The sequence below is a fragment of the Pseudomonas sp. NPDC087814 genome, from assembly GCF_044742865.1.
In the GTDB taxonomy this organism is placed as follows: Bacteria; Pseudomonadota; Gammaproteobacteria; order Pseudomonadales; family Pseudomonadaceae; genus Aquipseudomonas.
In genome coordinates this window covers 37,100-61,584 of record NZ_JBIUVK010000009.1, presented here as the reverse complement: position 1 = coordinate 61,584, position 24,485 = coordinate 37,100, and the positions used below count along the sequence as shown (strand labels likewise).

Sequence of the window (24,485 nt, the reverse complement as noted above, 5' to 3'; positions counted from 1 at the left end):
TCCCGGAATTGAAAGGGTGTGCCATTCAGCACTCTCCCTGGACTTCGCCAAACGGAATGTCCAGGCGTGCAAGGCGGTACAACAACGTGCGCCGGGCGAGGCCCAGTTCACGGGCGGTGCGGGTTCGATTGCCACGGTTCTTGCGCAGGCAGTCGATCAGCACTACCCGCTCGACTCGCTCCATGCGCTGGCGCAGCGTTGCGTCGACAGCGGGCGCGGACAGGGTTGATGGCAGCGATAAATGCGCAGGCAGGATCACCTCGTCGTCGCACAGCAGAACCGCCCGCTCCACCATGCATTTGAGCTCACGAACGTTGCCGGGAAAGTGGTGGCTGGACAGTTGATCCAGGGCCGCACTCGACCAGCCCACCGTGGCTCGCCCCAACAATGCACAGGCCTTGTCGGCGAAATGCCGGGCCAGTTGCAGCACGTCCCCGTCCCGCTGGCGCAGCGCCGGCAACTCGATAGGAAACTGCGCCAGCCGGTAATAAAGGTCCTCGCGAAAGCTTCCTTCAGCCACCATGCTGGTGAGGTCCCGGTGGGTCGCCGCGACGATTCGCACGTCGACCTTGTGGGACGTGTTGGCACCCAACGGCCGAATCTCGCCCTCCTGCAGGACCCGCAACAACTTGGCCTGCAGTGAGAGCGGCATATCACCGATTTCGTCGAGCAGCAGCGTGCCGCCGTGGGCGGTGTCAAACAGGCCGGCGTGGTCTCTTTCGGCCCCGGTGAACGCGCCTTTGCGGTAACCGAACAACTCACTTTCGAGCAAGCCTTCGGGAAACGCTGCGCAGTTTTGCACCACAAATGCCTTGCTGCTGCGCGGGCCGGCAGCATGAATGACCCGGGCGACCACCTCTTTACCGGTGCCGGTCTCGCCCCGGAGCAGCACGGTGTAGGGGCTATGCACCACCTTGCCGATCAGGCGGCACGTCTCGTCCATGGCCGTGCTGTTTCCGATCAAGCCGTAGGCGCTGGTGCTGCGGGTGCTGCGAACCACCTTCAACGCACCGGGAGCCCGGCGCATTCGCCGCAACAGGGCCAACTGGCTCAAGACAAAACTGCCCAATTGGCCCAGGGACGCACCGTAGCCAGCCAGCTCCGTCGCTCGCAGGCTGGCACACAACACCATCCCGGATACCTGCTTGCTCGGCCCCGGTAACGGCACGCACAGGAGTGATTGCCAGGACGCCGCGCCCGCTGGCAGAAACCCCGTGTCATACACACTGCTGCCTGCCTCGGTGAGGTTAAACACCCGGTTCTGTTGCAGCACGTACTGCAACAGTTGCTCGTTCCGAAAATCCGCGCCCGAGCTCACAACCGCCCCTGGCGGCGACAGGCCCGGCAAATACTGGGCAGCCAGTTCGAGGCGGCCGGTGGCCTGGTCGAGCAAGTACAACTGGCCAAGCTCGCAGCCGCTCAATTGCGCGGCGCCTGCCGCAAAGTCATCGGCCAATGTCGATTCGTCACTATTGATGCCCAACCGGGTAAACCATCCCAACAAGGCAGCGGCGTAGTCCAGCGGGCTTGGCAACTGGGTAAACGGATTGTCCGCCATCAGCTGAACTCACAGATTACGGTGCCGTTGGCATCCAGCCTGGCATGGACGAACTGCAGGGACTTGCCAACGGCCATCGCACCCAGCAGGCGATCCACCACCTGCGGCAACAGGTTTTCCTCGATCCATTGGTCGACAAACCGCGCGCCACTCCCACTGTGGCTACAGTGCTCGGCCATGTGTGCGACAAGATCCCCTGCGTGACTGAATGCGAGCTTGCGCTGAAGCAGACGCTGGCCCAGGCGCTGAAGTTTGTGTTCAATCAGTTGGTGCAGCACCGCGCCTGCCACCGGGTAATACGGCACGACTCGCATACGGGCCAGCAGCGCCGGCTTGAAATGAGCTGTCAGTACCGGCCGGATTGCGGCGTGCAGTACTTCGACAGCCGGTCGTTGACTGTCGGCGCACAGCCCGGTGACAAGATCGCTGCCCAGGTTGGAAGTCATCAGGATCAGGGTATTGCGAAAGTCGATTTCACGCCCTTCTCCATCATTGGCTACCCCTTTGTCGAACACCTGGTAAAACAGGTTCAGGACATCCGGATCGGCCTTTTCCACCTCATCGAGCAGCACCACTGAATAGGGCTTTTGCCGCACCGCCTCAGTCAGCACCCCGCCCTCCCCGTAACCGACATAACCCGGTGGTGCGCCGATCAGCCGGGACAGTGAGTGTTTCTCCTGGTATTCAGACATGTTGATCGTGGTGACAAAGCGCTCGCCGCCATACAACAGGTCGGCCAGGGCGTGGGCTGTTTCAGTTTTGCCGACACCACTGGGGCCCACCAACAGAAATACCCCCACGGGGGCATCAGGCTTGTTCACGCCGGCCGCGACAGCCCGCAGGCAACGGTCCAGGACCTGCACGGCACCTTCCTGGCCGAGGATGCGACCACGCAGATCATCCGCAAAGTTCAGGACCTTCGCGCTGTGTTCGCGGGCAAGCTGTTCCAGGGGAATACCCGTCCAGGCGCTGATAACCTGTGCCACCAACCGTGGGCATACTTCGAAGCTGACCAATCGCTGTTCGTGCTGTATGGCCTGCAACGCCTGATGGTTCTGGGCCAGGAGCGGAGCGAGAGCCTCAGTGCTTTCGCCAAGGTTACCGGCGTCGGCCAGTTGCTGGCGCAGCGAGAGCACCTTCTCGGCCAGTTCGCGCTGGTGGGTCCAGCGTTGTTCAAGCTGGAACTGTGCAACTTCTACTTCATCCAGTCTCCGGGTGAGGTGCTGCAGCACCTGTTCATCGATGGCCAACCCCGCGTCGGCATCCCTGCGCACGGCACGTTGCTGGCGCGTGCCCTCGGCCAGTTCGGCGCGCAACTGCTGCAGTTCGTCCGGCGCCGTGACCAGGCTGATCCGCACCCGGGCACAAGCGGTGTCCAGCACGTCCACAGCCTTGTCCGGCAACTGGCGGCCGGCCAGGTAGCGGGCACTCAACTGCGCGGCGGCGACCACGGCGTCATCGCGCACGTAGACTCCGTGGCTGGCCTCATACACCGGGACCAACCCACGCAAAATCGTCACGGCATCGTCAACCGTCGGCTCGTGCACCTGCACCGGCTGAAAACGCCGCGCCAACGCCGGGTCTTTCTCGAAGTACTTCTTGTACTCCGACCAGGTCGTCGCGGCGATGGTACGCAACTCACCTCGTGCCAGCGCTGGCTTGAGCAGGTTGGCGGCATCGGAGCTGCCGGCCGAGCCGCCTGCGCCGACCAGGGTATGGGCCTCATCGATGAACAGGATGACCGGTTGCGGCGAGGCGTTGACCTCATCGATCAAGCCTTTGAGGCGGCGCTCGAACTCACCCTTGATACTGGCACCGGCTTGCAGCAGGCCCATGTCCAGGGTCAGCAGGCGCACCTTCCTGAGCACCTCTGGCACTTGCGCGCTGACGATCCGCAGGGCCAGGCCCTCGACTATCGCGGTTTTCCCGACACCCGCCTCGCCCACCAGAATAGGGTTGTTCTTGCGCCGCCGCGCGAGCGTATCGATCATTTGCCGGACTTCGTTATCGCGACAGAGCACGGGGTCGAGTTTCCCGTCCCGGGCCTGGCGAGTCAGGTCATGGGTAAAGCGCTCCAGCAAGGAACTCCCCGCCTCAGCTGGAGCCGCCTGCGCGTTTTCACTCAAGAGAAATCCGAGCACACGCGGTGCATCAAGCGTGCTCATCACCGCCTGGTAACGGCTGCCAGCGTGCTGCATCGGGTTGCGCAACAAGGCGAGCAGCAAGGCGCCATGGTCCACTTCCCGTCGGCCCAGCTCCAGATGGGCAACCAGCAACGCCTGCTGCAGCCATTGCACCAGGGCGGGCGAAAACACCGGATTGCGGGACGCGCTCTGGTCGACCCGAGGTTGCAGCACGGCCTGCAATTCCCCGGCATCCACGCCCGCATCCTGCAGCGCTCGCATAAGAACACCCTCGGGATGCTCCAGGAGCGTCAGCAGCAAGTCTTCCACCAGGACCTCGCCGCCGCCCCGGGTGACACAACGCTCGGCGCTGCGTTCCAGGTCGCGCCGTGTGGACGCCGTCAATGCCTGGATAAGTTGTTGCAGATCCACATTCATCATATCCATCAATCCCTAATGATTTTTACTGGCCAGGATGACCACGCCGTCTGCCCGCTCATGCCCCAGCCAACTGGTCCAGCCCAGGCGGCAGACGTTGTGCTCGCCAAGGTGCAACGGCCGGACCTCGCCCGCCGCCAACACCAGTCGCACGTCGTATTCCAAGGGGTCCCGGGCGGCAAAACGCACCAGCGCACACAGCGGCTCGTAACCCGCCCCGGTGGGCAAAAACTCGTGAAAACGCTGCCAGTCGAGTGCCAATACATGAACCCTGAACATGCCACTGCGGTCGATAAGGCACTCCCCCAGCACCAGGTCCGAACCCAACGAGCTATAGGCGCGACCAAGGTCATTGCGCTGCTCCTGGTCGATCACTACCCTGCGCTCGACCCACTGCTCGATGACCAGCCGGTTGTGCTTGAAGTAATAACGCAGCACGGTCTCGATCAGCGCGGCGGAGTGCACGCGCAGGCTCAGCAGCCCCAGGTAGGGCAACAGGCGTTTCCAGTTCAGTTGAGCCGCGCTGCGAATCGCGCTGCCACCCAGGCCCACCCATGCAAACATCTGCTCGGAAAAGGGATCGCGGGCGCCCGTTTGAAAACTCGCCTGATAACGATATTTTCGCCAGATCGGCACTATCAGCCGGTGCAGGCGATGGTGAAAAAGATCAAGAAATTCCCGCGTCGGATTACCGCCCGCTACCTCGGCAAAGGCTTGCTCGCCATAGAACGCCGGCAGCGGTGACCCTGTACCAAACAGGCCCAGCACATTGAGGCGAAGCCGTGCCCGCAAATGGCCGTGCTCGACAAAAAACTCCACACGATCAATGTCGTTGCCGGGAAAGCCAAAGCCTGGGTTGGCCTGGAACTCCAATTGATCGTAGAGCGCATCCTCGTCCAGCGAGGGATGCGCCTCGCGCAGGCGCTCGATAATCTGCGCAACCGCCTGAAACACCGAGTACTCGCGAATCACTCGGGACAGTGCGGTTAAAGCAGGGGCTGCTGGCCCATCCGGGGTGGCCATAGGTACACGTCTCCTTGTGTGCTGATGACTCGCAGTTCGTGGTACGAGTTGAGGCTGGCGTAAAGCGCGAAGAACTCGTTGAGCACCGAGGCAAAGACGAACACGTCGCCCTCCCCCAGGTAGCCTTCAGGATCGATGGTGAGGTCAACCCGTAAGCCGCGAAATGGCAGGCCTCGGTGCAGCCGGTCTACGGGCTGGTGACTGATCGAACGGAGGGCGCCCAGCCTTCGCCTGCTGACCTTTTCCACCTGGCGGTCGTGATAACGCGGCAGGTCGTAGGTTTCGAGGATCACCCTCAAGGCGTTGATATCGGTCAATGACAGATAGTTGAGCGACATATTGCTGATCAGTCGCCACAGGAAGTCACTGTCCAGGGGTGGCGCAAAGCTGGGGGTTGCCGCGGTGATGTTGCGAAACGAGAGAAACTCGGGCGTCTGTTCGCACGCCTGATTGATATCGCCCACCTGCAGCAGGCATGGCAGGTTGTGGTTGGTGCAGGTCAGTTCAATCGACAGGGTTTCCTGTTCATGCACTGGACACCGGTCGAAACTCAGCCAGGTATCCAGGCCGGCATGTTGCAGGGATGGCCGCTGGCGAACGCCATAGCTGGGCGCGGCGCTGCCAAAATCGTGCTCAAACGATTCGAACGGAACATATTCCTGGTACCCGAGGCCTCCCGGCCGCCATCCCGTGACCTTGTCGACGGAAAATACACCGCAGTTCCCCCTGGCGTATTCGCCAGGCAACAACAGGTATTCGTCCTGCTTGCCGTCCAGGCGAATCGGTACGCCGTCGTGCTTGAACAGATTGACGATGGGCGTGCAGTACAGCTTCACGTTGTCCAGGGTAGGCGCCATTCGCTCAATACCGCGACCACGCATGTCGAAGCGTAACGTCACGCCATGTACCTGCTTGAGTACGTCAATAGGCAACCTGCTCAGCGCGCCAAGGCCACTCACATCGACAAACAGGTATTTGTCGGGAAAGGCGAAGTACTCCTGCAAATGGCGATAGCCACGAAAGGTATTCAACGGATAAGGGATCAGTGCCTCATCCTCGGAAAAGCCCACAGGACTGATATCGTTGCTGGACAGACGCAATGAAACAGGCTTGCCGTCGGCGCCGATGACCGGCAGCCCGTCGCGCCCGAAAGGCTGCAACTCGAACCCGTCCAGGTGACGCAAAAGCCCCAGGTAAAGCGCCTGGCTGACGGGCTGCTCCCCCGCGAGATGCAAACGCAGGCAGTTCAGTTCCAGCTCACTGAAGTTGCCCTCGGCCGTCATCTCCAGACGCAGGCAGAGCAAAGCGCCCTCGCCCTGTACCGAGTACTCCATGGCGGCCAGTTGCAGCGGCAAGACCTGCGTCGGGTAACAGGTACGAAAACGGCAGCATTCACCGTCGATCGCAATGCTTTCCACCGGTGTATCCCGCTCGACCCTGATGGCCGGCCCTGTGCGCTTGAGCGGATCAAACTGCAGCATGCTGAACGACGGCAGCGGCCGCATATAGTTGGGCCACAGCAGATGCATCAACGAGTGACTCAACTCCGGCAATTGATCATCAAGCTTCTGCCGCAGGCGACCGGTGAGGAATGCAAAACCCTCAAGCAACCGTTCTACGTCCGGGTCCTGGCCAGCGTCCCCAAGAAACGGCGCGAGTGCCGGGTTGCGCTCGCAGAAGCGTCGCCCCAACTGTCGCAGTGCGCTCAGCTCGCCCTGGTAGTAGCGGTTAAACGACATTCGGTTTGACCTCGACCCGTGCGCCGTGAGCCAGGCTGGCGCAAAAGGCGACCGCTTGCGTCATGCCATTGACTTCCATGGCCCCCTCGATGGAAAAAGCCAGCACCATCGGGTCACGGTCCTGTGGCAATGCCTTGACACGGACATCCTTCAGACGGGGTTCGTAGGCCTGGATAAAGCGCTCAATCAGGAACCGAGCCTGGCTCAACGCGTCATGCAGGCTGAGGCGCATGTCATTCAGATCAGGTAACCCGTAATCAGGTAGCGTCTGGACACTGCCCGCACGGGTGCTGAGCATTTTCGCCAGATGACCCGCCACGGATTCCACGACGCAACCTTGCGGGCTGCGCCCTACGCCGGACTCCAGGCGCTCGAAAAGGCTGCGGTTCTGGCTAATCACGTGGCGGCGGCTCATTCTTTATCGAGCTTGCCGACGAGCGACAGAGTGAAGTCTGCCCCCATGTACTTGAAGTGCGGGCGAACGCTCAGGTTGACGCGATACCAGCCGGGCTCCCCGTCGACATCACTGACAACAATGCGCGCAGCCCGAAGCGGGCGCCGTCCACGCACTTCGGTGCTGGGGTTGTCCTGGTCGGCTACGTATTGGCGAATCCATTTGTTGAGTTCCAGCTCAAGGTCGGTGCGCTCCTTCCACGACCCCAGCTGTTCACGCTGCAGCACCTTGAGATAGTGGGCCAGGCGATTGACGATCATCATGTACGGCAATTGGGTACCGAGCCGGTAATTCAGCTCGGCAGCCTTGCCTTCGGCACTGATTCCAAAAGACTTGGGTTTTTGCACCGAACTGGCGGAAAAGAACGCTGCATTGTCACTGCCCTTGCGCATGGTCAGGGCAATGAAGCCCTCTTGCGCCAGCTCGTATTCGCGTCGGTCGGATACCAGCACCTCGGTAGGAATCTTGGTTTCGATCTCGCCCATGCTGTGAAAGTGATGCAGCGGCAAGTCCTCCACTGCACCACCACTCTGCGGGCCGATAATGTTCGGGCACCAGCGATAACGGGCGAAACTGTCCGTCAAGCGGGTAGCAAAGGCAAACGCCGTATTACCCCACAGATAGTGTTCGTGGCTGCTGGCCACATGTTCCTGGTAGGCGAACGTCTTGACCGGGCAATCAACGGGATCGTACGGCGTACGCAATAGAAAGCGCGGTACGGTGAGGCCGATGTAGCGGGCATCTTCGCTCTGGCGAAAACTCTGCCATTTGGCAAACTGCGGCCCTTCAAAATGGTCCTTCAGGTCCTTGAGGTCAGGCAGGCCGGTAAAGCTCTCCAGGCCGAAGAAGCCAGGGCCGGCCGCCGCAATGAACGGTGCATGAGCCATGCAGGCCACGCTGGAAACGTACTGCATCAGCCTGACATCGGGAGCACTGGGGGAAAGGAAATAATTGGCGATGATTGCCCCTACGGGCTGGCCGCCGAACTGACCGTATTCGGCACTGTAGATGTGCTTGTAGAGTCCGGACTGAGTCACCTCCGGTGAGTCCTCGAAGTCATCCAGCAGGTCCTGGCGGGAGACGCTGAGCAGTTCGATCTTGATGTTTTCACGAAAATTGGTGCGATCAACCAGCAACTGCAGGCCACGCCAGGAAGACTCCAGTGCCTGGAAGTCGGGATGGTGCAGGATTTCATCCATTTGCTGGCTGAGCCTTGCGTCAATCTCGGCAATCATCCGGTCAACCAGGCGCTTCTTGACCGGCTCGCCCTTGTTTTGCGGCTTGATCAGCTCCTCGATAAATGCCGAGACTCCACGCTTTGCAATGCTGTAGGCCTCGTCGTCGGCGTTGAGGCGGGTCTGGGCAATGATGTTGTCGAGAATGCTGTACTCATCCGTGATGGGCGCATGCAACGGGCTTTGGCTGGTAGTCATGGTGTCAGTGTCCTTTTAACTGAGAGAGTCATACGGCGGAGCTGTCCAGCCCCAATTCAGCCAATACCCGCTTGCGCGAATCGTCATCGGCGAGGGCATTTTCAATGGCCTTTCGAAAGCTCGGCGTGTTGCCCAGCGGCCCCTTGAGCGCCACAAGTGCATCGCGCAGGTCCATGAGCGTTTTCAGCTCGGGTATCTGCTCAACCAGCTGTGCAGGATTGAAGTCCTTCATCGAATTGATCCTGACCCGGATCGCCAACTCATCAGGTTCGGCTGAATCCTGCAGCCGGTTGGGGACGCTCAAGGCCAGGCCCAAGGCCTGCTTGGCCAGCACCTCGTCGAGGCTGTTCTTGTCGATGCCGACGGGCTTGCGGTCTTCGAGCTTGCGCAGGTCTTCACGCTGGGTGAAGTCACCAAGCACCAGCAATTTCAACGGCAGCTCGACCTCTTCCTGCGCAGTGCCGACGGCGGGTTTGAACGTGATATTGATGCGTTCCCTGGGGGCTACCGAACCTTCTTTCGCCATGGTGTTTCTCCTTTTTCGGGGGGCTCGAAAGCCTATTCAAGTACCGCTTCGAGATCGAAGTGGCACAGCCTGCGATGGACATCTTCCTTGCGCTCACGCACGGAATGGCTCTGGGGCAATACGTCACAGCAGCCATGCAAGAGCTGCAGCACTTCAACCGCCAACTCGGGCTCCCAGCGCTGCAGGCCTGAGTGCTGCAGCTCGTGGTCCAGGTGATCGAGCTGGACTTTGGCCAGGTCATGCTTGCCTGCCAGCAAACACAACCTGGCCAGGCCAAGCCGCCAATGAAACCGGGCACGATCACCTGTTGCGGTTTGCATGCCCTGCTTGAGGGACCGCACAGCCACCTTGAACCCGTCCTTGCGCAGCACGGGCATGACGTCGTGCAACGCTTTGTCCCAAGGCGCAGCCGGGGCATCAGGTGCCGACCTGAGTGGAACCGGGGCTTGCAAATGGCGGGCAACCTGGGTGTTGATCCAGCCACGGGTGACGTCGTCGGCGAAGGGTGTTCCGTCGTGGAAGCGCAGCTGTGCAAGCCCCGGCAAGCGCTGGAGCAACAGCGCGAAGTGCACTTCCAGCTCGGTCATGGCCAGGTCGGCCTGGAGTGCCTGCAGGCACTCCCACACCCGGTACAAGCCGTCGAACCAGAAAGGTGCTCCGGCCAGGCTGCCCTCAAGCTCCAGCAGCAGGTCGGTATGCTGCCCTTGGGCAAAGCGCTCCTGGTACCGCTTGAGCTTGTCGGGCGCCGGCCCGCGCAAAGGCGTTACCTGTTCGCTGTCACAGTCCGGAAGACTGGTGATCGTCAGCCAGGTCAACGTTCGGTTCAGACGCAGTGCGCGCAGGTCAGCGGCATTCTGGCGCTGCCACCAGGCCGACAAGGGCCGGGCATGTTCCTGCAGCGTGCGCAGCAGCTTGTGGGCGTCCTTTTCGTTTTCCACAATGGGCTCGGGCGCCATCAACTGAGTCGCGACCTGCCTGATATGGGCGATCACCCCTGTGCTACCGCCTGCTGGAGGTTCGCTTTCGGTGGACTGTTGCAATCGGTCCGACAGCTGCCTGCGAACCGGCAGTAACAGTGGCGCATCTTCGAGAAGGTGTTCGGTCCACAACTCGTCCAGCCGCGCCAGGTGTTCGAGCATGCAGTGGAACAAGGGCCGCTGATCCTTGAGCGAAACAGGTTGTGCAAGCACCTGCTCGAGGCGCGGGAGCAGCCAGCCAAAGGCGGCACTGCGGGTACGCAGCTTGCCCGGATAAACGACCGCCCAATGATGCTCACAGAGGTAGCGCAGCAATCCGAGGCCTGCGAGTAGCCCGGGGAAGGACTCGCGCTGATGCAAGGCCCAGGTCAACCAGACAGCGACCCGCAAGTCCTTGGACTGGTGGCGTAACAGCGCCTCGCTTTTTTCCACGACCCATTGCCAGTCAGGCTGACTGTTTCCGTGAATGGAGTGCGCCTTGCCCAGTTCAGTTTCAAGCGCCTCATACTCGGTCGAAAAACGCATATCGGCCCCCGCATAACTCGTTTTCGAGTTGGGTGCCTGCGCAAGTTCGAGGTAATAATCGGAAAGCCTGTCTGAGTAAACCATTATGGGCCGCACTTTACTTTCCTGAACATGTTCAGTGAACTAATGGCCATTCAAGCGCACATCAGGACATTGATTAAAGTTTGCCTTCCCTACGAGAAGAGCACGAACCTTATCCATGCAAAAAGCATTGTTCAAGCCACCAAATAGCAGTTAAGGAGTTTCCTACAAGAATAGAAAAATCGCCGACGCGCAAGAATTTGCGCAGCCAAGGCGCCAGGCATCATCATGAATGAGGTGAACTCTGCGAATAACAACGCCCATCAACATGAGCAACTAACTGCACACCCCTGCGCAAACAAATACAACTAAATCGAATTAAAACCTTTAATGCCGTTCAAAATTAAAACCAATAAAACCTTAACCCCCTGCTTTCATTGACGCTCGAACTTTCCGGCACGCTTCTTGATATCGAGCATTACCCGGCCGGCAAGTCCGTCGGCCGGGACGACCTCATTTATCAGGCAAGGAAAACCGTCATGCCAACACCCGCGTATCTATCCATCACCGGCACCAAGCAAGGCTTGATCACGGCAGGCACGTTCACCCAGGACTCGGTCGGCAACATTTACCAGGAAGGCCATGAAGACCAGATCCTGGTGGAAGCATTCCAGCATCAGGTGATCATTCCCCGTGACCCGCAATCCGGCCAGCCCACCGGCCAGCGTGTGCACAAGCCCCTGATGATCAGCAAGGTATTCGATAAATCGTCGCCATTGCTGTTCAGCGCATTGACCTCCGGGGAAATGGTCAAGTGCCGCCTTGAGTGGTACCGAACCTCTTCAGCCGGAACCCAGGAACACTACTTCACCATCGAGTTGGAAGACGCGATCCTGGTGGACATCCAATCACGGATGCCCAACTGCCAAGACCCGAACAACGCACACTTCACGCACCTGGAGGATGTGTATTTCACTTACCGGAAAATCGTCTGGACCCATGAGGTCTCCGGTACCTCTGGCTCTGATGACTGGCGCAGCCCGGTAGCCGGCTAAGCAGCCACCGAAACAGAAACGGCATCGCCATGGACGGCACCGTTTCTGTCGGCCACTAGACCATCGCCAGCGGATGCTTGCGCTTCGGCGCCCCAAAAACCCGGTCAATCGCGTCCAGGTCGTGCTCATCCAGCACCAGCTTCGCCGCTGCGGCATTGAGCCGGACATGCTCTGGCGTAACCGCCTTGGGAATCGCGATCACACCGTCCTGGCGCAAGACCCAGGCCAGGGAAACCTGGGCGGGTGTGACCTCGTGGCGACGGGCAATTTGCTTGAGGGTCGGGCTGGCCAACAGCTCGCCACCCTGGGCGATGGGACAGTAGGCCATCAAGGGTAAATTGTGTTGCTGCCACCATGGCAGCAGGTCGAACTCGATGCCGCGCTCCTCGATGTTGTAGAGCACCTGATTGGTGGCACAGGCCGGGGAAGCCAGCTCCTGCAGGTCTGCCACATCAAAGTTGGACACACCCCAACGACCGATCTTGCCTGCCTCACGCAAGCGCTCGAAGGCTTCTACCGTTTCTTCAAGGGGGTATTGCCCACGCCAATGCAACAGATACAGATCAATGTAGTCGGAGCCCAGGCGCTGGAGGCTGGCCTCACATGCACGTGGAATGCCCTTGTGGCTGGCATTGTGCGGGTACACCTTGCTGACCAGGAACACCTGGTCGCGCTTGCCGCGAATCGCCTCGCCGACGACTTCTTCGGCACCGCCTTCGCCATACATTTCAGCGGTATCGATCAGGGTCATGCCCTCATCGATACCCAGTTGCAACGCGGCCACTTCGGCGCTGCGCTTGCCGGGATCCTCGCCCATGCGCCAGGTCCCCTGGCCGATGACAGGGACGGGTACGCCGGCCAGATCAATGGTGCGCATGACAACCTCCTGATGAATTTGCGAATTAACAGTGTGGCACCGACTGGACAAAAGGGTTCAATCGAAGGAAGGTGGCCCTTTCCATCCCAGCCATAGAAAGGGCCTGCAATGCTGTTTGTGGTCATGTTGGGGGGTAAGCACCCCCGGGCGAAAATCGAAGTGCATGATGTGGTGTTCGCCGTCGCCGACACCCTGGAAGCCGCCTACCCGCAACTGCGCGAGGGCTGGTTCGGCAGCCAGAAAGGTGTGCATATCGACTCCTGGATGACGGTGGATGGCGTTGACGGTTGGAAAGTCCAGCTCAGCCACCTGGCGCCGAACGCCGGGGCGCCGCGCCTGTACTTCATCAACCTGGGCGGGTATGAATCGAACGTCTTTGGCGAGGCACACCACTACCTGCTGGTGGTTGCGCGCACGGCCAGGGAGGCGGCAGCCCAAGGCAAACAGCAGATGCTCACGCACTGGACGCAATCCCACACCGATGGCGTACTGGATATCGACGACTGCCTGCCCATCGACCTGGCAGACGGGCGCTACATCCACCTGGAACGCGGCGTACACCGCCCGGTCATCACGCGAAACGACTACATCGTACTGCCCTGACCGCCTCCTACCCGAACGGGGTATGGCGCCCCACCCGCCACCTGCCTGAAAGTGCGATCAGCCCCTCGGCCTGACAACAAGCACAACATCAAGGTGGGTTCGCCATGCATAAAGCCGTTATCGCCCTGTTCAGCGCTGTCTTGCTTGCATCAACGTCCGTCAGCCAGGCCGCTGACGACCCGGGCAACACCTTGCGCATCTACAACTGGGCCGATTACATCGGGGAACACACCCTCGCCGACTTCGAGAAAGCCACCGGCATCAAGGTGATCTACGACACCTACGACTCCTACGAAACCGTGCAGGGCAAGCTGCTCTCCGGGCGTTCGGGCTATGACCTGGTGGTGCTCAACGCTTCACTGGTACCGCTGCTGATCAAGGCCAAGGCCTTCCAGCCCCTCAACAAAGCGCTGCTGCCGGACTGGAACAACCTCGACCCGCAAGTGCTGAAAAGCCTGGAAACCCATGATCCGGGCGTGACCTATTCCGCGCCTTACACCTGGGGCAGCAATGGCGTGACCTACAACATCGACAAGATCAAGGAACGCATGCCGGATGCGCCCATTGGTTCCCTGGCGATGATCTTCGACCCCAAGATCATTTCGCGCTTTGCCGACTGCGGCATCACCTTCATCGACTCCCCCACCGACATGATCCCGCTGGCCCTGACCTACCTCGGCCTGGACCCCAACAGCGTGGCGCCCAAAGACCTCAAGGCCGCTCAGGATGTGCTGATGGCCGTGCGCCCGTACATCCGCAAATTCGACTCCAGCGGCTTTATCAACGGCCTGGCCAATGGCGAGCTGTGCATGGCCACCACCTGGTCCGGCGACTACGCCACGTCCCAGGCCCGGGCGGCGGAAGCCGGGGCCAAGGTCAACCTGGGTTACTTCATCCCAAGGGAAGGCTCGCTGATCTGGTTCGATAACTTCTACATCCCGGCCGACGCACCCCATGTGGCGAATGCCCACAAGTTCATCGAGTTCCTCCTGCAACCCGAGGTTATCGCCGGCGTCAGCAACACCATTCACTACGCCAACAGCAACCTGGCCTCCAAGCCCTTCGTAAATGCCGATATACGCGACAACCCGGCCATCTACCCGGACCCGGCGACGATGCAGCGCTTGTTCACCCAGAAAAGCCAGTCCCAAGCTGCCGTGCGCCTGATCACCCGTACCTGGAACGCCGTGAAGACCGGCAAGTGAAACCCAGCCATTGAAGGTAAACGCCATGACCCTGCCAAATCCTGACTTTTTCGCCCAGTTCGACCACGACCAACTGGACGCCGCCGACAAGGCCCATTACATGCACGGTTTTCATATGTTCGACGAACACCGTGAACAAGGCTCACTGAATATCGCGGCAGGTGACGGCGCCTACATCTACGACACCGCCGGCAACCGCTACCTGGATGCGGTCGGCGGCATGTGGTGTACGAATATTGGTCTGGGCCGCGAGGAAATGGCAGACGCCATCGCCAACCAGGTTCGCCAGCTGGCGTATTCCAACCCGTTCTGCGACATGGCCAACGTCACCGCCATCGAACTGTGCGCCAAGCTTGCCAGCCTGGCTCCCGGCGATCTTGATCATGTGTTCCTGACCACCGGCGGTTCCACGGCTGTCGATACCGCCTATCGTCTGGTGCAGTTCTATCAGAACAGTCGCGGCAAGCATGAGAAGAAACACATCATCTCGCGCTTCAGTGCGTATCACGGCTCGACGTTCCTCACGATGTCCATCGGCAACAAGGCCGCCGACCGCGCGCCGGAATTCGATTTCATGAGCGACTTGTTCCACCACATTTCGTGCCCCAATTACTACCGGGCGCCGCAGGGCATGAGCGAGGCGCAGTTCCTCGATTTCCTGGTGGATGAGTTCGAAGACAAGATCCTGACCATCGGCGCCGACAAAGTGGCCGCGTTCTTTGCCGAACCGATCATGGGCTCGGGCGGCGTGATCATTCCGCCCAAGGGTTACCACCGGCGCATGTGGGAAGTCTGCCAACGTTATGACCTGCTCTACGTGGCGGATGAAGTGGTGACGTCCTTCGGCCGGCTGGGAAAATTCTTCGCCTCCCAGGAAGTGTTCGACATGCAACCGGACATCATCACCACCGCCAAGGGCCTGACGTCCGGCTACCTGCCGTTGGGCGCGTGTATTTTCTCGGATCGCATCTGGCAAGTGATCGGCGAGCCGGGCAAGGGCCGCTGCTTTACCCACGGCTTCACCTACAGCGGCCACCCGGTGAGTTGCGTGGCGGCGCTGAAGAACATCGAGATCATCGAGCGGGAGAACCTGCTGGCCCATGTCGAAGACGTCGGCGTGTACCTCGAACAGCGCCTGCAAACCCTGGCCAGCCTGCCGCTGGTGGGCGATGTGCGCTGCCAGCGGCTGATGGCCTGCATTGAGTTCGTCGCCGACAAACACACCAAGGCGCTGCTGCCGGACGCGGTGAACATCGGCGAGAAGATCCACCTGCGGGCCCAGGCCAAAGGCTTGCTGGTACGGCCCATTGGCCACCTGAATGTGATGTCGCCGCCGCTGATCATCACCCATGCCCAGGTGGATCAAGTGGTGGAAATCCTGCGCCAGTGCATCCTCGACACCGCCGAAGAGCTGCGCCAGAGCGGCGAGTATCAAGGCCGATGAGCCTGGGCGCCCCGGTGCTTTTGCCGGGGCCCTGGCCGGCGGGTAGACTGGCCGGCATGAACGAGCATGCCGATCACTGCCCTGCCCCGTCCTTCCAGGTGCTCGACGCCTGGAATGGTGCGTTGGCCCACGCCTTCGCCAGCGTCGACGAAGCGTCATTCCTTGAACACCTGGCCTGCGCCCTCAGTGTGCTGACCCCTATCGAATCGATGATGATCAGCCTGGAGCGCCAGGGTCAGGCGCCACACTTGCTCTACCAGCAAGGCATCCCCCGGCCGCACTACGAAGAGATCATCAACCGTTACTTCTCCCGGGGCTACCTGCTGGACCCGTTCTGCCTCGCGGTAGACAAGGGCCTGGCCGAAGGTTTCTACCACCTGGCGCAGATCGCCCCGGACGATTTCTTCAACAGCGAGTACTACAAAACCTACTACCTGCGCAGCGGCGGCGCCCAGGAGAGCTACTACATCGTCGACCTGTGCCCCAACAGCAAGATTTCGTTGTGCATGTTCCAGGGGCTGAGTGCCGGCCAGTTCAGCGACGAACAACTGGCACTGCAACGAACCGCCCAACCCATCGTGCGCGAACTGCTACGCCGCTTCGGCACCACGGGCGGGCTGTGCAAGGTGATCAGCGACGAGGCCTTCACCCAGACCCAGGTGCATCAGCAGATTGAAGCGGCGTTCATGCATTTTGGCAGCGGCGTATTGACCGTGCGCGAACGGGAAATCGCCCATCTGATATTGCGTGGGCACTCGGTGAAATCCACCGCGCAGGTGCTGGGCATTTCCCCGGAAACCGTGCGCATGCACCGCAAGCATTTGTATACCAAGCTTGAAATCAACTCCCAGGCGGAGCTGTTTGCGCTGTTTATCGATTGGCTGACCCACAGCGGCGTAATGGCCCGATCCTGACCGTCCAGGCAACCCAGGGGAACTTTGCCAGGAAATAACCACCTGAATCCGGTACGCTCAGCATTTTTACCCAAGGAGATACCCCTCATGGCCAAAGCCACCGCCCGTCACATCCTCGTTGCCACCGAAGACAAGTGCAACGAACTGAAAGCGCAAATCGAAGGCGGCGCCGACTTCGCCGAAGTTGCCAAAGCCAACTCGTCCTGCCCGTCCAGCCGTCAAGGCGGCGACCTGGGTTCGTTCGGCCCGGGCCAAATGGTCAAGGAATTCGACACCGTCGTATTCAGCGCCCCGGTCAACACCGTGCAAGGCCCAGTGAAAACCCAGTTCGGTTATCACCTGCTGGAAGTAACCAGCCGTCAGGACTGATCCAGTCCGCGCTAATGTTTAAAACAACGGCCCACCCTTTGGTGGGCCGTTGTGCATCTGTGACAGTGTGATGACTGGCGAGGCGTACGCGCATAGCGTACAAATCCCTTTACCTCTTCACCCGGCGCCCAAGGCTGATAATGCGAGTCGCTTTTTCTACCCTGTTTTGCTCCACCCTGGCCCTGTTGCTGGCCAGCACCGCCGTGATCGCCGCGCCGCAATCGGCATTGACCGTGTACGGCGAGCCGGCCAAATACCAACCCGGCTTCACCCATTTCGACTACGCCAACCCCAATGCCCCCAAGGGCGGCAGCCTGCGGCGTTCGGCGATCGAAATCGGGCGCTACGACCATGTACTGCCTTATGGCGACAAAGGCATCGGGGTCAGCCAGGTCGATGGCTGGCTGTATTCGCCCCTGGCCCTGCGTTCGCTGGACGAGCCCTACACGGTCTACGGCCTGGTGGCGGAAAAGATGGAGCGGTCAGACGACGGTCTGTCCCTGCGTTTCTACCTGAACCCCAAGGCGCGTTTCGCCGATGGCCAACCGATCACCGCCGAAGACGTGCGTTACTCCTTTGACCTGCTGATGACCCAGGGCAGCCTGCGCTACCGCACGCTGTTCGCCGACGTCAAACACGTCGAAGTCGAAGGCCCGCGCCAGGTGCGCTTCGATTTCGCAAGCAATGAAAACCGCACCCTGCCCCTGGATGTCGCGACCCTGCCGGTGTTCCCCGAGCATTGGTGGAAGACCCGCAACTTCGCCGACGGCGGCGGCTACGAGATTCCCCTCGGCAGCGGCCCCTACACCATCAGCAAGGTGGATGCCGGCAACACCATCACGTTCAAGCGTGACCCGAACTGGTGGGGCAAGGACCTGCCCATCAGCCGCGGCCTGTACAACTTCGATCACCTGAGCCTGGAATACTTCGGCGACACCGAAGTCGCGCGCCAGGTCCTGCGGGGCGGTGCCTACGACTTCAACCGCGAATTCTCCGCCACCGGCTACTCCATCGGCTACAACGGCCCGGCCCTCGATGATGGCCGCCTGCAACGCGCGCACCTGGCCAAGGAGGCACCGCAGCCGGCCCAGGGCTACGTGTTCAACGTGCAAAAACCGATGTTCAAGGACCGCCGCGTGCGCCAGGCCCTGGCCATGCTGTGGGACTTCGAGTGGGCCAACCGGCAGATGATGCGCAACATGTACATCCGCCAGCAGAGCTTCTTCTCCAACAGCCCGCTGGCGGCGACCCAACTGCCGGATGCCCAGGAACTGGCGATTCTGGAACCTTTGCGCGGGCAGATTCCCGACGAAGTCTTCACCCAGGTGTTCAAGGCCCCCACCACCGACGGTACCGGGATGATCCGCGACAAGCAGCTGCAAGCCCTGGCCCTGCTGGAACAGGCCGGCTGGAAGCCCGACGGTGACAAGCTGGTGAATGCCGAGGGCGAGCCGCTGGAGTTCACCTTCCTCAACGCCCAGAACGGCCTTGAGCGCCTGTTGTTGCCGTACAAGCGCAACCTGGCGCAGATCGGCATCACCCTCAACATCCGCCGCATTGACTCCTCGCAATACGTCAACCGCCTGATGGCCCGGGACTACGACATGATCGTCACCGGCTTCCCGGTTACCACTTCGCCGGGGATGGAGCTGTACAACTACTTCGGTTCGGCCGCCGCGTTTGATACCGGCGCCAACAACTACATGGTGCTGAAAGACCCGGCCGTCGACAGCCTGATCAACGGCCTGGTCAAGGCTGATACCCAGTCGCTGATGCTCAGTTACGCCCACGCCCTGGACCGCGTGCTGCAATGGAATTACCTGTGGATCCCCAACTACTACCCGCCGGGCACCTCCGCCGCGTGGTGGAACCGCTTCGGCCGCCCGGCCGTGGAAGCCAAGACCGATGAGGCCCTGGAAACCTGGTGGGAAATCAGCCCCACACCGCTCACTAACGAGCAGATGAAAGCCGAACTGACCAAACGCCCGGGAGCCCGCTGATGTTTGCCTATATCGTGCGGCGCTTGCTGCTGATCATTCCCACCCTGGTGATTATCCTGCTGGTGAATTTCGTTATCGTGCAGGCCGCGCCCGGCGGGCCGGTGGAACAGGCCATCGCCCACCTGCAAGGCATCGGTGGCGGTGGCGTCGGCGGCTCGTCTGCCGAAAGCCTCAGCAGCGGCTCACGGGCCAGCCGTGGCCTGGACCCGAAACTGATCAAGGACATCGAAAAACAATACGGCTTCGACAAGCCCGCGCCGGAACGCCTGTGGCTGATGCTCAAGAGCTACGCCCAGCTGGACTTCGGCAACAGTTTCTTCCGTGGCAAAAGCGTGACCGACCTGATCCTCGAAAAGATGCCGGTGACCATTTCCCTCGGCCTGTGGGCCACCTTGATCACCTACCTGGTGTCGATCCCGCTGGGGATTCGCAAGGCGGTGCGCCATGGCAGCAGTTTCGATGTGTGGAGCAGCACCGCGATCGTGATTGGGTATGCGATGCCGGCGTTTCTGTTTGCGATGTTCCTGATCGTGGTGTTCGCCGGCGGTACTTCGTTGAACTGGTTTCCGGTGCGCGGGCTGGTCTCGGAAAACTTTGACCAGTTGAGCACCGTCGGCAAGATCGCCGATTACTTCTGGCACCTGGTACTGCCGGTCAGCGCCCTGGTGATCGGCGGCTTCGCCACCTTGACCATCCTCACGAAAAACTCGTTCCTCAATGAAATCACCCGCCAGTACGTGGTCACCGCCCGGGCCAAAGGCTTGAGTGAACGTCGGGTGCTGTACGGGCATGTGTTCCGCAACGCCATGCTGTTGGTGATCTCGGGAATTCCCCAGGCATTTATCGCGGTGTTCTTTGCCGGTTCGCTGCTGATCGAGGTGATCTTCTCCCTCGACGGCCTCGGTCGCATGAGCTACGAAGCTGCGGTTTCACGGGATTATCCGGTGGTGTTCGGTTCATTGTTTATCTTCACGCTGTTTGGCCTTTTGATAAAACTCATCGGTGACCTCTGCTACACCCTGGTGGACCCGCGTATCGACTTCGCCGCGAGGAACGCCTGATGCTCAAGCTCTCTCCCGTGGCCCGTCGGCGCTTTGAACGCTTCAAGAAAAACCGCCGCGGCTGGTGGTCGCTGTGGCTGTTTATCGGCCTGTTTATCCTGACCCTCGGCGGCGAGTTGATCGCCAATGACAAACCCCTGGTGCTCAGCTACCAGAACGAACTGTATTTCCCGGTGTTCAAGCGCTACACCGAGCAGGAGTTCGGCGGGCAACTGCCGTTCCAGGCGGATTACCGCAGTGAATACGTGCAGAACCTGATCAAGAAGGACGGCGGCTGGATGCTGTTCCCGCCAATCCCGTTCAGCGACGACACCCCCAACTATGAGCTGACCCGCCCTGCCCCCAGCCCGCCCTCCAGCGTGAACTGGCTGGGCACCGATGACCAATCCCGCGACGTGCTGGCGCGGGTGATCTTCGGTGCCCGGGTGTCGATCCTGTTTGCCCTGGCTCTCACCGCCATCAGCGCCGCCATCGGCATCGCGGCGGGTGCGTTGCAGGGATATTACGGCGGCTGGGTCGACTTGCTCGGGCAACGAATATTGGAAGTGTGGTCCGGGCTGCCGGTGCTGTATCTGTTGATCATCCTGTCAGGTTTTGTCGAACCGAATTTCTGGTGGCTGCTGGGGATCATGGCGCTGTTTTCCTGGCTGGCCCTGGTGGACGTGGTGCGCGCCGAGTTCCTGCGGGGGCGCAACCTGGAGTACGTCAAGGCCGCGCGGGCGTTGGGCCTGGGGGACGGCAAGATCATCCGCCGGCATATCCTGCCGAACGCGATGACCGCGACCCTGAGCTACCTGCCGTTCATTTTGACCGGGGCGATTTCTACCCTGAGCGCCCTGGATTTCCTCGGTTTCGGCATGCCCGCCGGCAGCGCGTCATTGGGTGAGCTGATCGCCCAGGGCAAGCAGAACCTGCAAGCGCCGTGGCTGGGGCTGACCGCGTTTTTCACCCTGGCGCTGATCCTGTCGTTGCTGGTGTTTATCGGCGAGGCGTTGCGTGACGCCTTCGACCCACGCTCATGAAGGCCGTTGAGATGACTGAAAACCTGATCGAGATTCGCGACCTGAGTGTCGCCTTCAACGGCCAGACCGTGGTGCGCAAGCTGTGCCTGGACGTGCGCCCCGGCGAGTGCCTGGCGCTGGTGGGCGAGTCGGGTTCGGGCAAATCGGTGACCGCCCATTCGATCCTGCAACTGCTGCCCGAAGCCGGCACCGAAACCACCGGCTCGGTGCGCTATCGCGGCCAGGAACTGCTCGGCGCCTCGCCCGCCACCCTGCAAAAACTGCGGGGCAACCGGATTGCGATGATCTTCCAGGAGCCGATGACGTCCCTGAATCCGCTGCACAGCATCGAGAAGCAGATCGGCGAAACCCTGCTGTTGCACAAGGGCCTGGGCGGCAAACAGGCCCAGGCGCGGATCCTTGAATTGCTCGAACTGGTGGGCATCCAGAAGCCCCGGGAACGCCTCAAGGCCTACCCCCACCAACTCTCCGGCGGCCAGCGCCAGCGGGTGATGATCGCCATGGCCCTGGCCTGTGAACCGGAACTGCTGATTGCCGATGAGCCGACGACTGCACTGGATGTGACGGTGCAGCGCAAGATCCTGCTGCTGCTCAAGTCCCTGCAACAACGCCTGGGCATGTCGCTGCTGCTGATCAGCCACGACCTCAACCTGGTGCGCAGCATTGCCCAGCGGGTGTGCGTGATGAAGGCCGGGGAAATTGTCGAACAGGCGGATTGCGAAACCCTGTTCTGCGCCCCGCAGCACCCTTACAGCCGCCTGCTGCTGGATGCTGAACCGGCAGGCATCGTCTTGAATCACGAGGCGCGGGAGACGGTGTTGCAGGTGGATAACCTGAGTGTGCAGTTCCCGCTGGGCGGCGGACTGTTCCGGCGCAAGCAGTACCTGCAAGCGGTGGATGGCATCAGCCTGGAGGTACAGCGCGGCAAGACACTGGGGATTGTCGGCGAGTCCGGCTCGGGCAAATCCACCCTGGGCCAGGCGATTCTGCGGCTGCTGGATTCCAGCGGCACGATTCGCTTCCAGGGCGAGGCCCTCGACGGCCTGACGCAAAAACAGATGCAGCCGTGGCGCAAGCAGATGCAGGTGGTGTTCCAGGACCCGTTCGGCAGCCTCAGCCCGCGGATGTCGGTGGCGCAGATCATCAGCGAAGGCCTGGAAGTGCATGCCCCGTGCAGCCTCAAGGACCGCGAAGCCCAAGTGATCCGCGTGCTGGAAGACGTGGGCCTGGACCCTGCCAGCCGCCATCGCTACCCCCATGAATTCTCCGGCGGCCAGCGCCAGCGCATCGCCATCGCCCGTGCGCTGGTGCTCAAGCCGGCGCTGATCCTGCTGGACGAACCCACTTCTGCACTAGACCGTACCGTGCAGAAACAGGTGGTCGCCCTGCTGCTTGAGCTGCAGGAAAAGTACGGCCTGACGTACCTGTTTATCAGCCATGACCTGGCGGTGGTGCGGGCCCTGGCCCACGACATGATCGTGATCAAGGACGGCAAGGTGGTGGAACGCGGGCCCAGCGATGAAGTGTTTGCCGCGCCTCAACACCCTTACACCCGGGAACTCCTCGCGGCGGCGCACCCATGAGCACCACTGGCAGCCTCAAGGATTACCAATACGTTCGCGGCCTGGCGATCCAGTCGCTGTTCGAGATCATCGAGCAGTCCAGCGAAGGCACGGTGATTGTCGACGGTGACGCGAACATCGTCTGGATGAACGAGCGCTACGCCAAGCGCTTCGGCCTGAAAAGCGCCGACGAAGCCATCGGGCAACCCTGCGAGCAGGTGATTTCCAACAGCCTGTTGCGCCAGGTGGTGCGCAACGACCAGCCGATATTGCTGGATATCCAGGACACGCCCAAAGGCCCGCTGGTGGTGATGCGCCTGCCGATCCATGACGACGCCGGCAAGGTGATCGGCGCCATCGGGTTTGCGCTGTTTGATGAGCTGCGCAACCTGTCGCCGCTGATCGAGCGTTACCTGAGCATGCAGCAGGAACTGGCTTCCACTCGGTCGCTGCTGAGGTCGCGGCAGAGTAAATACAACTTCGCGCACTTTATCGGCACCAGCGCGGCCAGCCTGGAAGTCAAACGTCGGGCGCGGCGCAGTGCGAGCGCGGAGTCGCCAGTGTTGCTGCTGGGGGAAACCGGGACCGGCAAGGAGCTGCTGGCCCAGGCGATTCATGGTGCATCGCCTCGGGCGCACAAAGCCTTTGTGAGCATCAACAGCGCGGCGATTCCCCATGATTTGTTGGAAGCCGAATTCTTCGGCACGGCACCGGGCGCGTTTACCGGCGCCGACCGCAAGGGCCGCCCCGGCAAGTTGCAGATTGCCCAGGGCGGCACGCTGTTTCTGGATGAGATCGGCGACATGCCGCTACCACTGCAAAGCAAATTGCTGCGGGTGTTGCAGGAGAAAGAGTTCGAGCCGGTGGGCTCCAACGAGATGATCCACAGTGATGTGCGGGTGATTGCGGCCACGTCCATGGACCTGGAAGCGGCAATCAAGCGCGGCGAGTTTCGGGCGGACCTGTATTACCGGCTGAATGTGCTGCCGATCCAGGTGCCGCCGTTGCGCGCGCGGCTGGATGATTTGCCGGCGTTGAGCGAGGCGATTCTGGAGGAGTTGCGCAGCCAGCATGAGCTGGACCGCGAGGCCTTGGCGTTATTGGCGCAGCATGCGTGGCCGGGGAATATCCGCGAGCTGCGCAATGTGCTGGAGCGGGCGGCGCTGTTGAGTGATGACCTGGTGCTGGACGCCAGTGAAATTCGCGCAGCAATTGGTACATTCAGCCCGGTTGAGCAGAGTTCGGTAGAGACCGTTGAGGGCGAGAGTTTCAGCGCGGCCCGGGAGCGGTTTGATCGGCAGGTGATTGGGGCGGCGTTGAAGCACTGTGAGGGGAATGTGGTGGAGGCGGCGAAGCGGCTGGGGCTGGGTCGGTCGACCTTGTACAAGAAAATGGTTGCCTTGGGCATCGCCTAGTCTCCAAAAAGAGACACAATTCCAAATACAGAGAAAATCCAATGTGGGAGCGGGGGGGGGGGGGGGGGGGGGGGGGGGGGGGGGGGGGGGGGGGGGGGTGGGTGCTGAGACCAGGGGGCAGACACCACCCACCCCAACAAC

At 61.1% G+C, this 24,485-nt stretch carries 20 protein-coding genes; 11 read left to right on the top strand and 9 right to left on the bottom strand.

Going from position 1 to position 24,485, the window contains the following annotated elements; translation table 11 throughout:
* Positions 1-25 precede the first annotated feature (25 nt).
* The 8 genes from ACIOMR_RS10125 to tssA are packed head-to-tail and all read right to left on the bottom strand — an operon-like array spanning position 26 to position 10,880.
* Complete coding sequence (locus ACIOMR_RS10125) at positions 26-1,558, bottom strand: sigma-54 interaction domain-containing protein (protein ID WP_401193816.1); 1,533 nt, start codon at positions 1,556-1,558, stop codon at positions 26-28.
* Entirely contained in the window at positions 1,558-4,122 is a 2,565-nt protein-coding gene (gene tssH / locus ACIOMR_RS10120) for a type VI secretion system ATPase TssH (protein ID WP_401193813.1), read from the bottom strand. Before tssH ends, ACIOMR_RS10125 begins: the two co-directional genes overlap by 1 nt.
* Before the next feature lie 12 nt (positions 4,123-4,134).
* Complete coding sequence (gene tssG, locus ACIOMR_RS10115; RefSeq protein WP_177019437.1) at positions 4,135-5,142, bottom strand: type VI secretion system baseplate subunit TssG; 1,008 nt, start codon at positions 5,140-5,142, stop codon at positions 4,135-4,137.
* Positions 5,106-6,881, bottom strand: coding sequence for a type VI secretion system baseplate subunit TssF (tssF, locus tag ACIOMR_RS10110; protein WP_178964788.1), 1,776 nt, complete (start codon positions 6,879-6,881; stop codon positions 5,106-5,108). Before tssF ends, tssG begins: the two co-directional genes overlap by 37 nt.
* On the bottom strand, positions 6,871-7,296 hold the full coding sequence (tssE, locus tag ACIOMR_RS10105) for a type VI secretion system baseplate subunit TssE (protein ID WP_178912508.1): 426 nt from the start codon (positions 7,294-7,296) through the stop codon (positions 6,871-6,873). The genes tssF and tssE overlap by 11 nt, the downstream gene beginning before the upstream one ends.
* Complete coding sequence (gene tssC / locus ACIOMR_RS10100; RefSeq protein WP_178964787.1) at positions 7,293-8,768, bottom strand: type VI secretion system contractile sheath large subunit; 1,476 nt, start codon at positions 8,766-8,768, stop codon at positions 7,293-7,295. Before tssC ends, tssE begins: the two co-directional genes overlap by 4 nt.
* A gap of 28 nt (positions 8,769-8,796) precedes the next feature.
* On the bottom strand, positions 8,797-9,294 hold the full coding sequence (tssB, locus tag ACIOMR_RS10095; protein ID WP_177008256.1) for a type VI secretion system contractile sheath small subunit: 498 nt from the start codon (positions 9,292-9,294) through the stop codon (positions 8,797-8,799).
* Positions 9,295-9,326: 32 nt separating this feature from the next.
* Positions 9,327-10,880 carry a type VI secretion system protein TssA gene (gene tssA, locus ACIOMR_RS10090; RefSeq protein ID WP_178964786.1) on the bottom strand — a complete coding sequence of 518 codons (1,554 nt, stop codon included), beginning with the start codon at positions 10,878-10,880 and terminating at the stop codon, positions 9,327-9,329.
* A 476-nt stretch (positions 10,881-11,356) separates the two neighbouring features.
* On the opposite strand from tssA, the gene ACIOMR_RS10085 reads away from it, so the two are divergent.
* Complete coding sequence (locus ACIOMR_RS10085) at positions 11,357-11,872, top strand: Hcp family type VI secretion system effector (protein WP_003208034.1); 516 nt, start codon at positions 11,357-11,359, stop codon at positions 11,870-11,872.
* Positions 11,873-11,927: 55 nt separating this feature from the next.
* Here ACIOMR_RS10085 and ACIOMR_RS10080 read toward each other — a convergent pair whose 3' ends face one another.
* Complete coding sequence (locus tag ACIOMR_RS10080; RefSeq protein WP_178912506.1) at positions 11,928-12,749, bottom strand: aldo/keto reductase; 822 nt, start codon at positions 12,747-12,749, stop codon at positions 11,928-11,930.
* Positions 12,750-12,857: 108 nt separating this feature from the next.
* Between ACIOMR_RS10080 and ACIOMR_RS10075 the strand changes: the two genes are divergently transcribed.
* The 10 genes from ACIOMR_RS10075 (at position 12,858) to ACIOMR_RS10030 (ending at position 24,344) form a co-directional block, all read left to right on the top strand.
* On the top strand, positions 12,858-13,352 hold the full coding sequence (locus ACIOMR_RS10075; RefSeq protein WP_177041632.1) for a DUF1543 domain-containing protein: 495 nt from the start codon (positions 12,858-12,860) through the stop codon (positions 13,350-13,352).
* A gap of 104 nt (positions 13,353-13,456) precedes the next feature.
* Positions 13,457-14,557: a polyamine ABC transporter substrate-binding protein gene (locus ACIOMR_RS10070; RefSeq protein ID WP_401193804.1), complete on the top strand. Its 1,101-nt coding sequence runs from the start codon at positions 13,457-13,459 to the stop codon at positions 14,555-14,557.
* Positions 14,558-14,582: 25 nt separating this feature from the next.
* Positions 14,583-16,001, top strand: a complete 1,419-nt coding sequence (locus ACIOMR_RS10065; protein ID WP_177123062.1) for an aminotransferase — start codon at positions 14,583-14,585, stop codon at positions 15,999-16,001.
* Positions 15,998-16,915, top strand: coding sequence for a response regulator transcription factor (locus tag ACIOMR_RS10060; RefSeq protein ID WP_401193799.1), 918 nt, complete (start codon positions 15,998-16,000; stop codon positions 16,913-16,915). Before ACIOMR_RS10065 ends, ACIOMR_RS10060 begins: the two co-directional genes overlap by 4 nt.
* Before the next feature lie 87 nt (positions 16,916-17,002).
* Positions 17,003-17,284 carry a peptidylprolyl isomerase gene (locus ACIOMR_RS10055; RefSeq protein ID WP_003208024.1) on the top strand — a complete coding sequence of 94 codons (282 nt, stop codon included), beginning with the start codon at positions 17,003-17,005 and terminating at the stop codon, positions 17,282-17,284.
* Positions 17,285-17,424: 140 nt separating this feature from the next.
* A complete protein-coding gene (locus ACIOMR_RS10050; RefSeq protein ID WP_003208022.1) occupies positions 17,425-19,284 on the top strand; it encodes an extracellular solute-binding protein in 1,860 nt (619 codons plus the stop codon).
* Positions 19,284-20,345, top strand: coding sequence for a microcin C ABC transporter permease YejB (locus ACIOMR_RS10045; protein ID WP_003208021.1), 1,062 nt, complete (start codon positions 19,284-19,286; stop codon positions 20,343-20,345). Before ACIOMR_RS10050 ends, ACIOMR_RS10045 begins: the two co-directional genes overlap by 1 nt.
* A complete protein-coding gene (locus ACIOMR_RS10040; protein WP_003208019.1) occupies positions 20,345-21,367 on the top strand; it encodes an ABC transporter permease in 1,023 nt (340 codons plus the stop codon). The genes ACIOMR_RS10045 and ACIOMR_RS10040 overlap by 1 nt, the downstream gene beginning before the upstream one ends.
* 11 nt (positions 21,368-21,378) lie before the next feature.
* Positions 21,379-22,950, top strand: coding sequence for an ABC transporter ATP-binding protein (locus ACIOMR_RS10035; protein ID WP_087694187.1), 1,572 nt, complete (start codon positions 21,379-21,381; stop codon positions 22,948-22,950).
* Complete coding sequence (locus tag ACIOMR_RS10030) at positions 22,947-24,344, top strand: sigma-54-dependent Fis family transcriptional regulator (RefSeq protein ID WP_003208015.1); 1,398 nt, start codon at positions 22,947-22,949, stop codon at positions 24,342-24,344. The genes ACIOMR_RS10035 and ACIOMR_RS10030 overlap by 4 nt, the downstream gene beginning before the upstream one ends.
* Positions 24,345-24,485 lie beyond the last annotated feature (141 nt).

What these genes read in the sequence shown, in the direction of transcription:
- ACIOMR_RS10030 (WP_003208015.1), top strand. Translation starts at nt 22,947, where the DNA reads ATGAGCACCACTGGCAGCCTCAAGGATTACCAATACGTTCGCGGCCTG.
- tssE (WP_178912508.1), bottom strand. Translation starts at nt 7,296, where the DNA reads ATGAGCCGCCGCCACGTGATTAGCCAGAACCGCAGCCTTTTCGAGCGC.
- ACIOMR_RS10125 (WP_401193816.1), bottom strand. Translation starts at nt 1,558, where the DNA reads ATGGCGGACAATCCGTTTACCCAGTTGCCAAGCCCGCTGGACTACGCC.
- ACIOMR_RS10060 (WP_401193799.1), top strand. Translation starts at nt 15,998, where the DNA reads ATGAGCCTGGGCGCCCCGGTGCTTTTGCCGGGGCCCTGGCCGGCGGGT.
- ACIOMR_RS10085 (WP_003208034.1), top strand. Translation starts at nt 11,357, where the DNA reads ATGCCAACACCCGCGTATCTATCCATCACCGGCACCAAGCAAGGCTTG.
- ACIOMR_RS10045 (WP_003208021.1), top strand. Translation starts at nt 19,284, where the DNA reads ATGTTTGCCTATATCGTGCGGCGCTTGCTGCTGATCATTCCCACCCTG.
- ACIOMR_RS10050 (WP_003208022.1), top strand. Translation starts at nt 17,425, where the DNA reads ATGCGAGTCGCTTTTTCTACCCTGTTTTGCTCCACCCTGGCCCTGTTG.
- ACIOMR_RS10070 (WP_401193804.1), top strand. Translation starts at nt 13,457, where the DNA reads ATGCATAAAGCCGTTATCGCCCTGTTCAGCGCTGTCTTGCTTGCATCA.
- tssH (WP_401193813.1), bottom strand. Translation starts at nt 4,122, where the DNA reads ATGATGAATGTGGATCTGCAACAACTTATCCAGGCATTGACGGCGTCC.
- tssG (WP_177019437.1), bottom strand. Translation starts at nt 5,142, where the DNA reads ATGGCCACCCCGGATGGGCCAGCAGCCCCTGCTTTAACCGCACTGTCC.
- ACIOMR_RS10040 (WP_003208019.1), top strand. Translation starts at nt 20,345, where the DNA reads ATGCTCAAGCTCTCTCCCGTGGCCCGTCGGCGCTTTGAACGCTTCAAG.
- tssC (WP_178964787.1), bottom strand. Translation starts at nt 8,768, where the DNA reads ATGACTACCAGCCAAAGCCCGTTGCATGCGCCCATCACGGATGAGTAC.
- tssF (WP_178964788.1), bottom strand. Translation starts at nt 6,881, where the DNA reads ATGTCGTTTAACCGCTACTACCAGGGCGAGCTGAGCGCACTGCGACAG.
- tssA (WP_178964786.1), bottom strand. Translation starts at nt 10,880, where the DNA reads ATGGTTTACTCAGACAGGCTTTCCGATTATTACCTCGAACTTGCGCAG.
- ACIOMR_RS10055 (WP_003208024.1), top strand. Translation starts at nt 17,003, where the DNA reads ATGGCCAAAGCCACCGCCCGTCACATCCTCGTTGCCACCGAAGACAAG.
- ACIOMR_RS10075 (WP_177041632.1), top strand. Translation starts at nt 12,858, where the DNA reads ATGCTGTTTGTGGTCATGTTGGGGGGTAAGCACCCCCGGGCGAAAATC.
- ACIOMR_RS10065 (WP_177123062.1), top strand. Translation starts at nt 14,583, where the DNA reads ATGACCCTGCCAAATCCTGACTTTTTCGCCCAGTTCGACCACGACCAA.
- tssB (WP_177008256.1), bottom strand. Translation starts at nt 9,294, where the DNA reads ATGGCGAAAGAAGGTTCGGTAGCCCCCAGGGAACGCATCAATATCACG.
- ACIOMR_RS10035 (WP_087694187.1), top strand. Translation starts at nt 21,379, where the DNA reads ATGACTGAAAACCTGATCGAGATTCGCGACCTGAGTGTCGCCTTCAAC.
- ACIOMR_RS10080 (WP_178912506.1), bottom strand. Translation starts at nt 12,749, where the DNA reads ATGCGCACCATTGATCTGGCCGGCGTACCCGTCCCTGTCATCGGCCAG.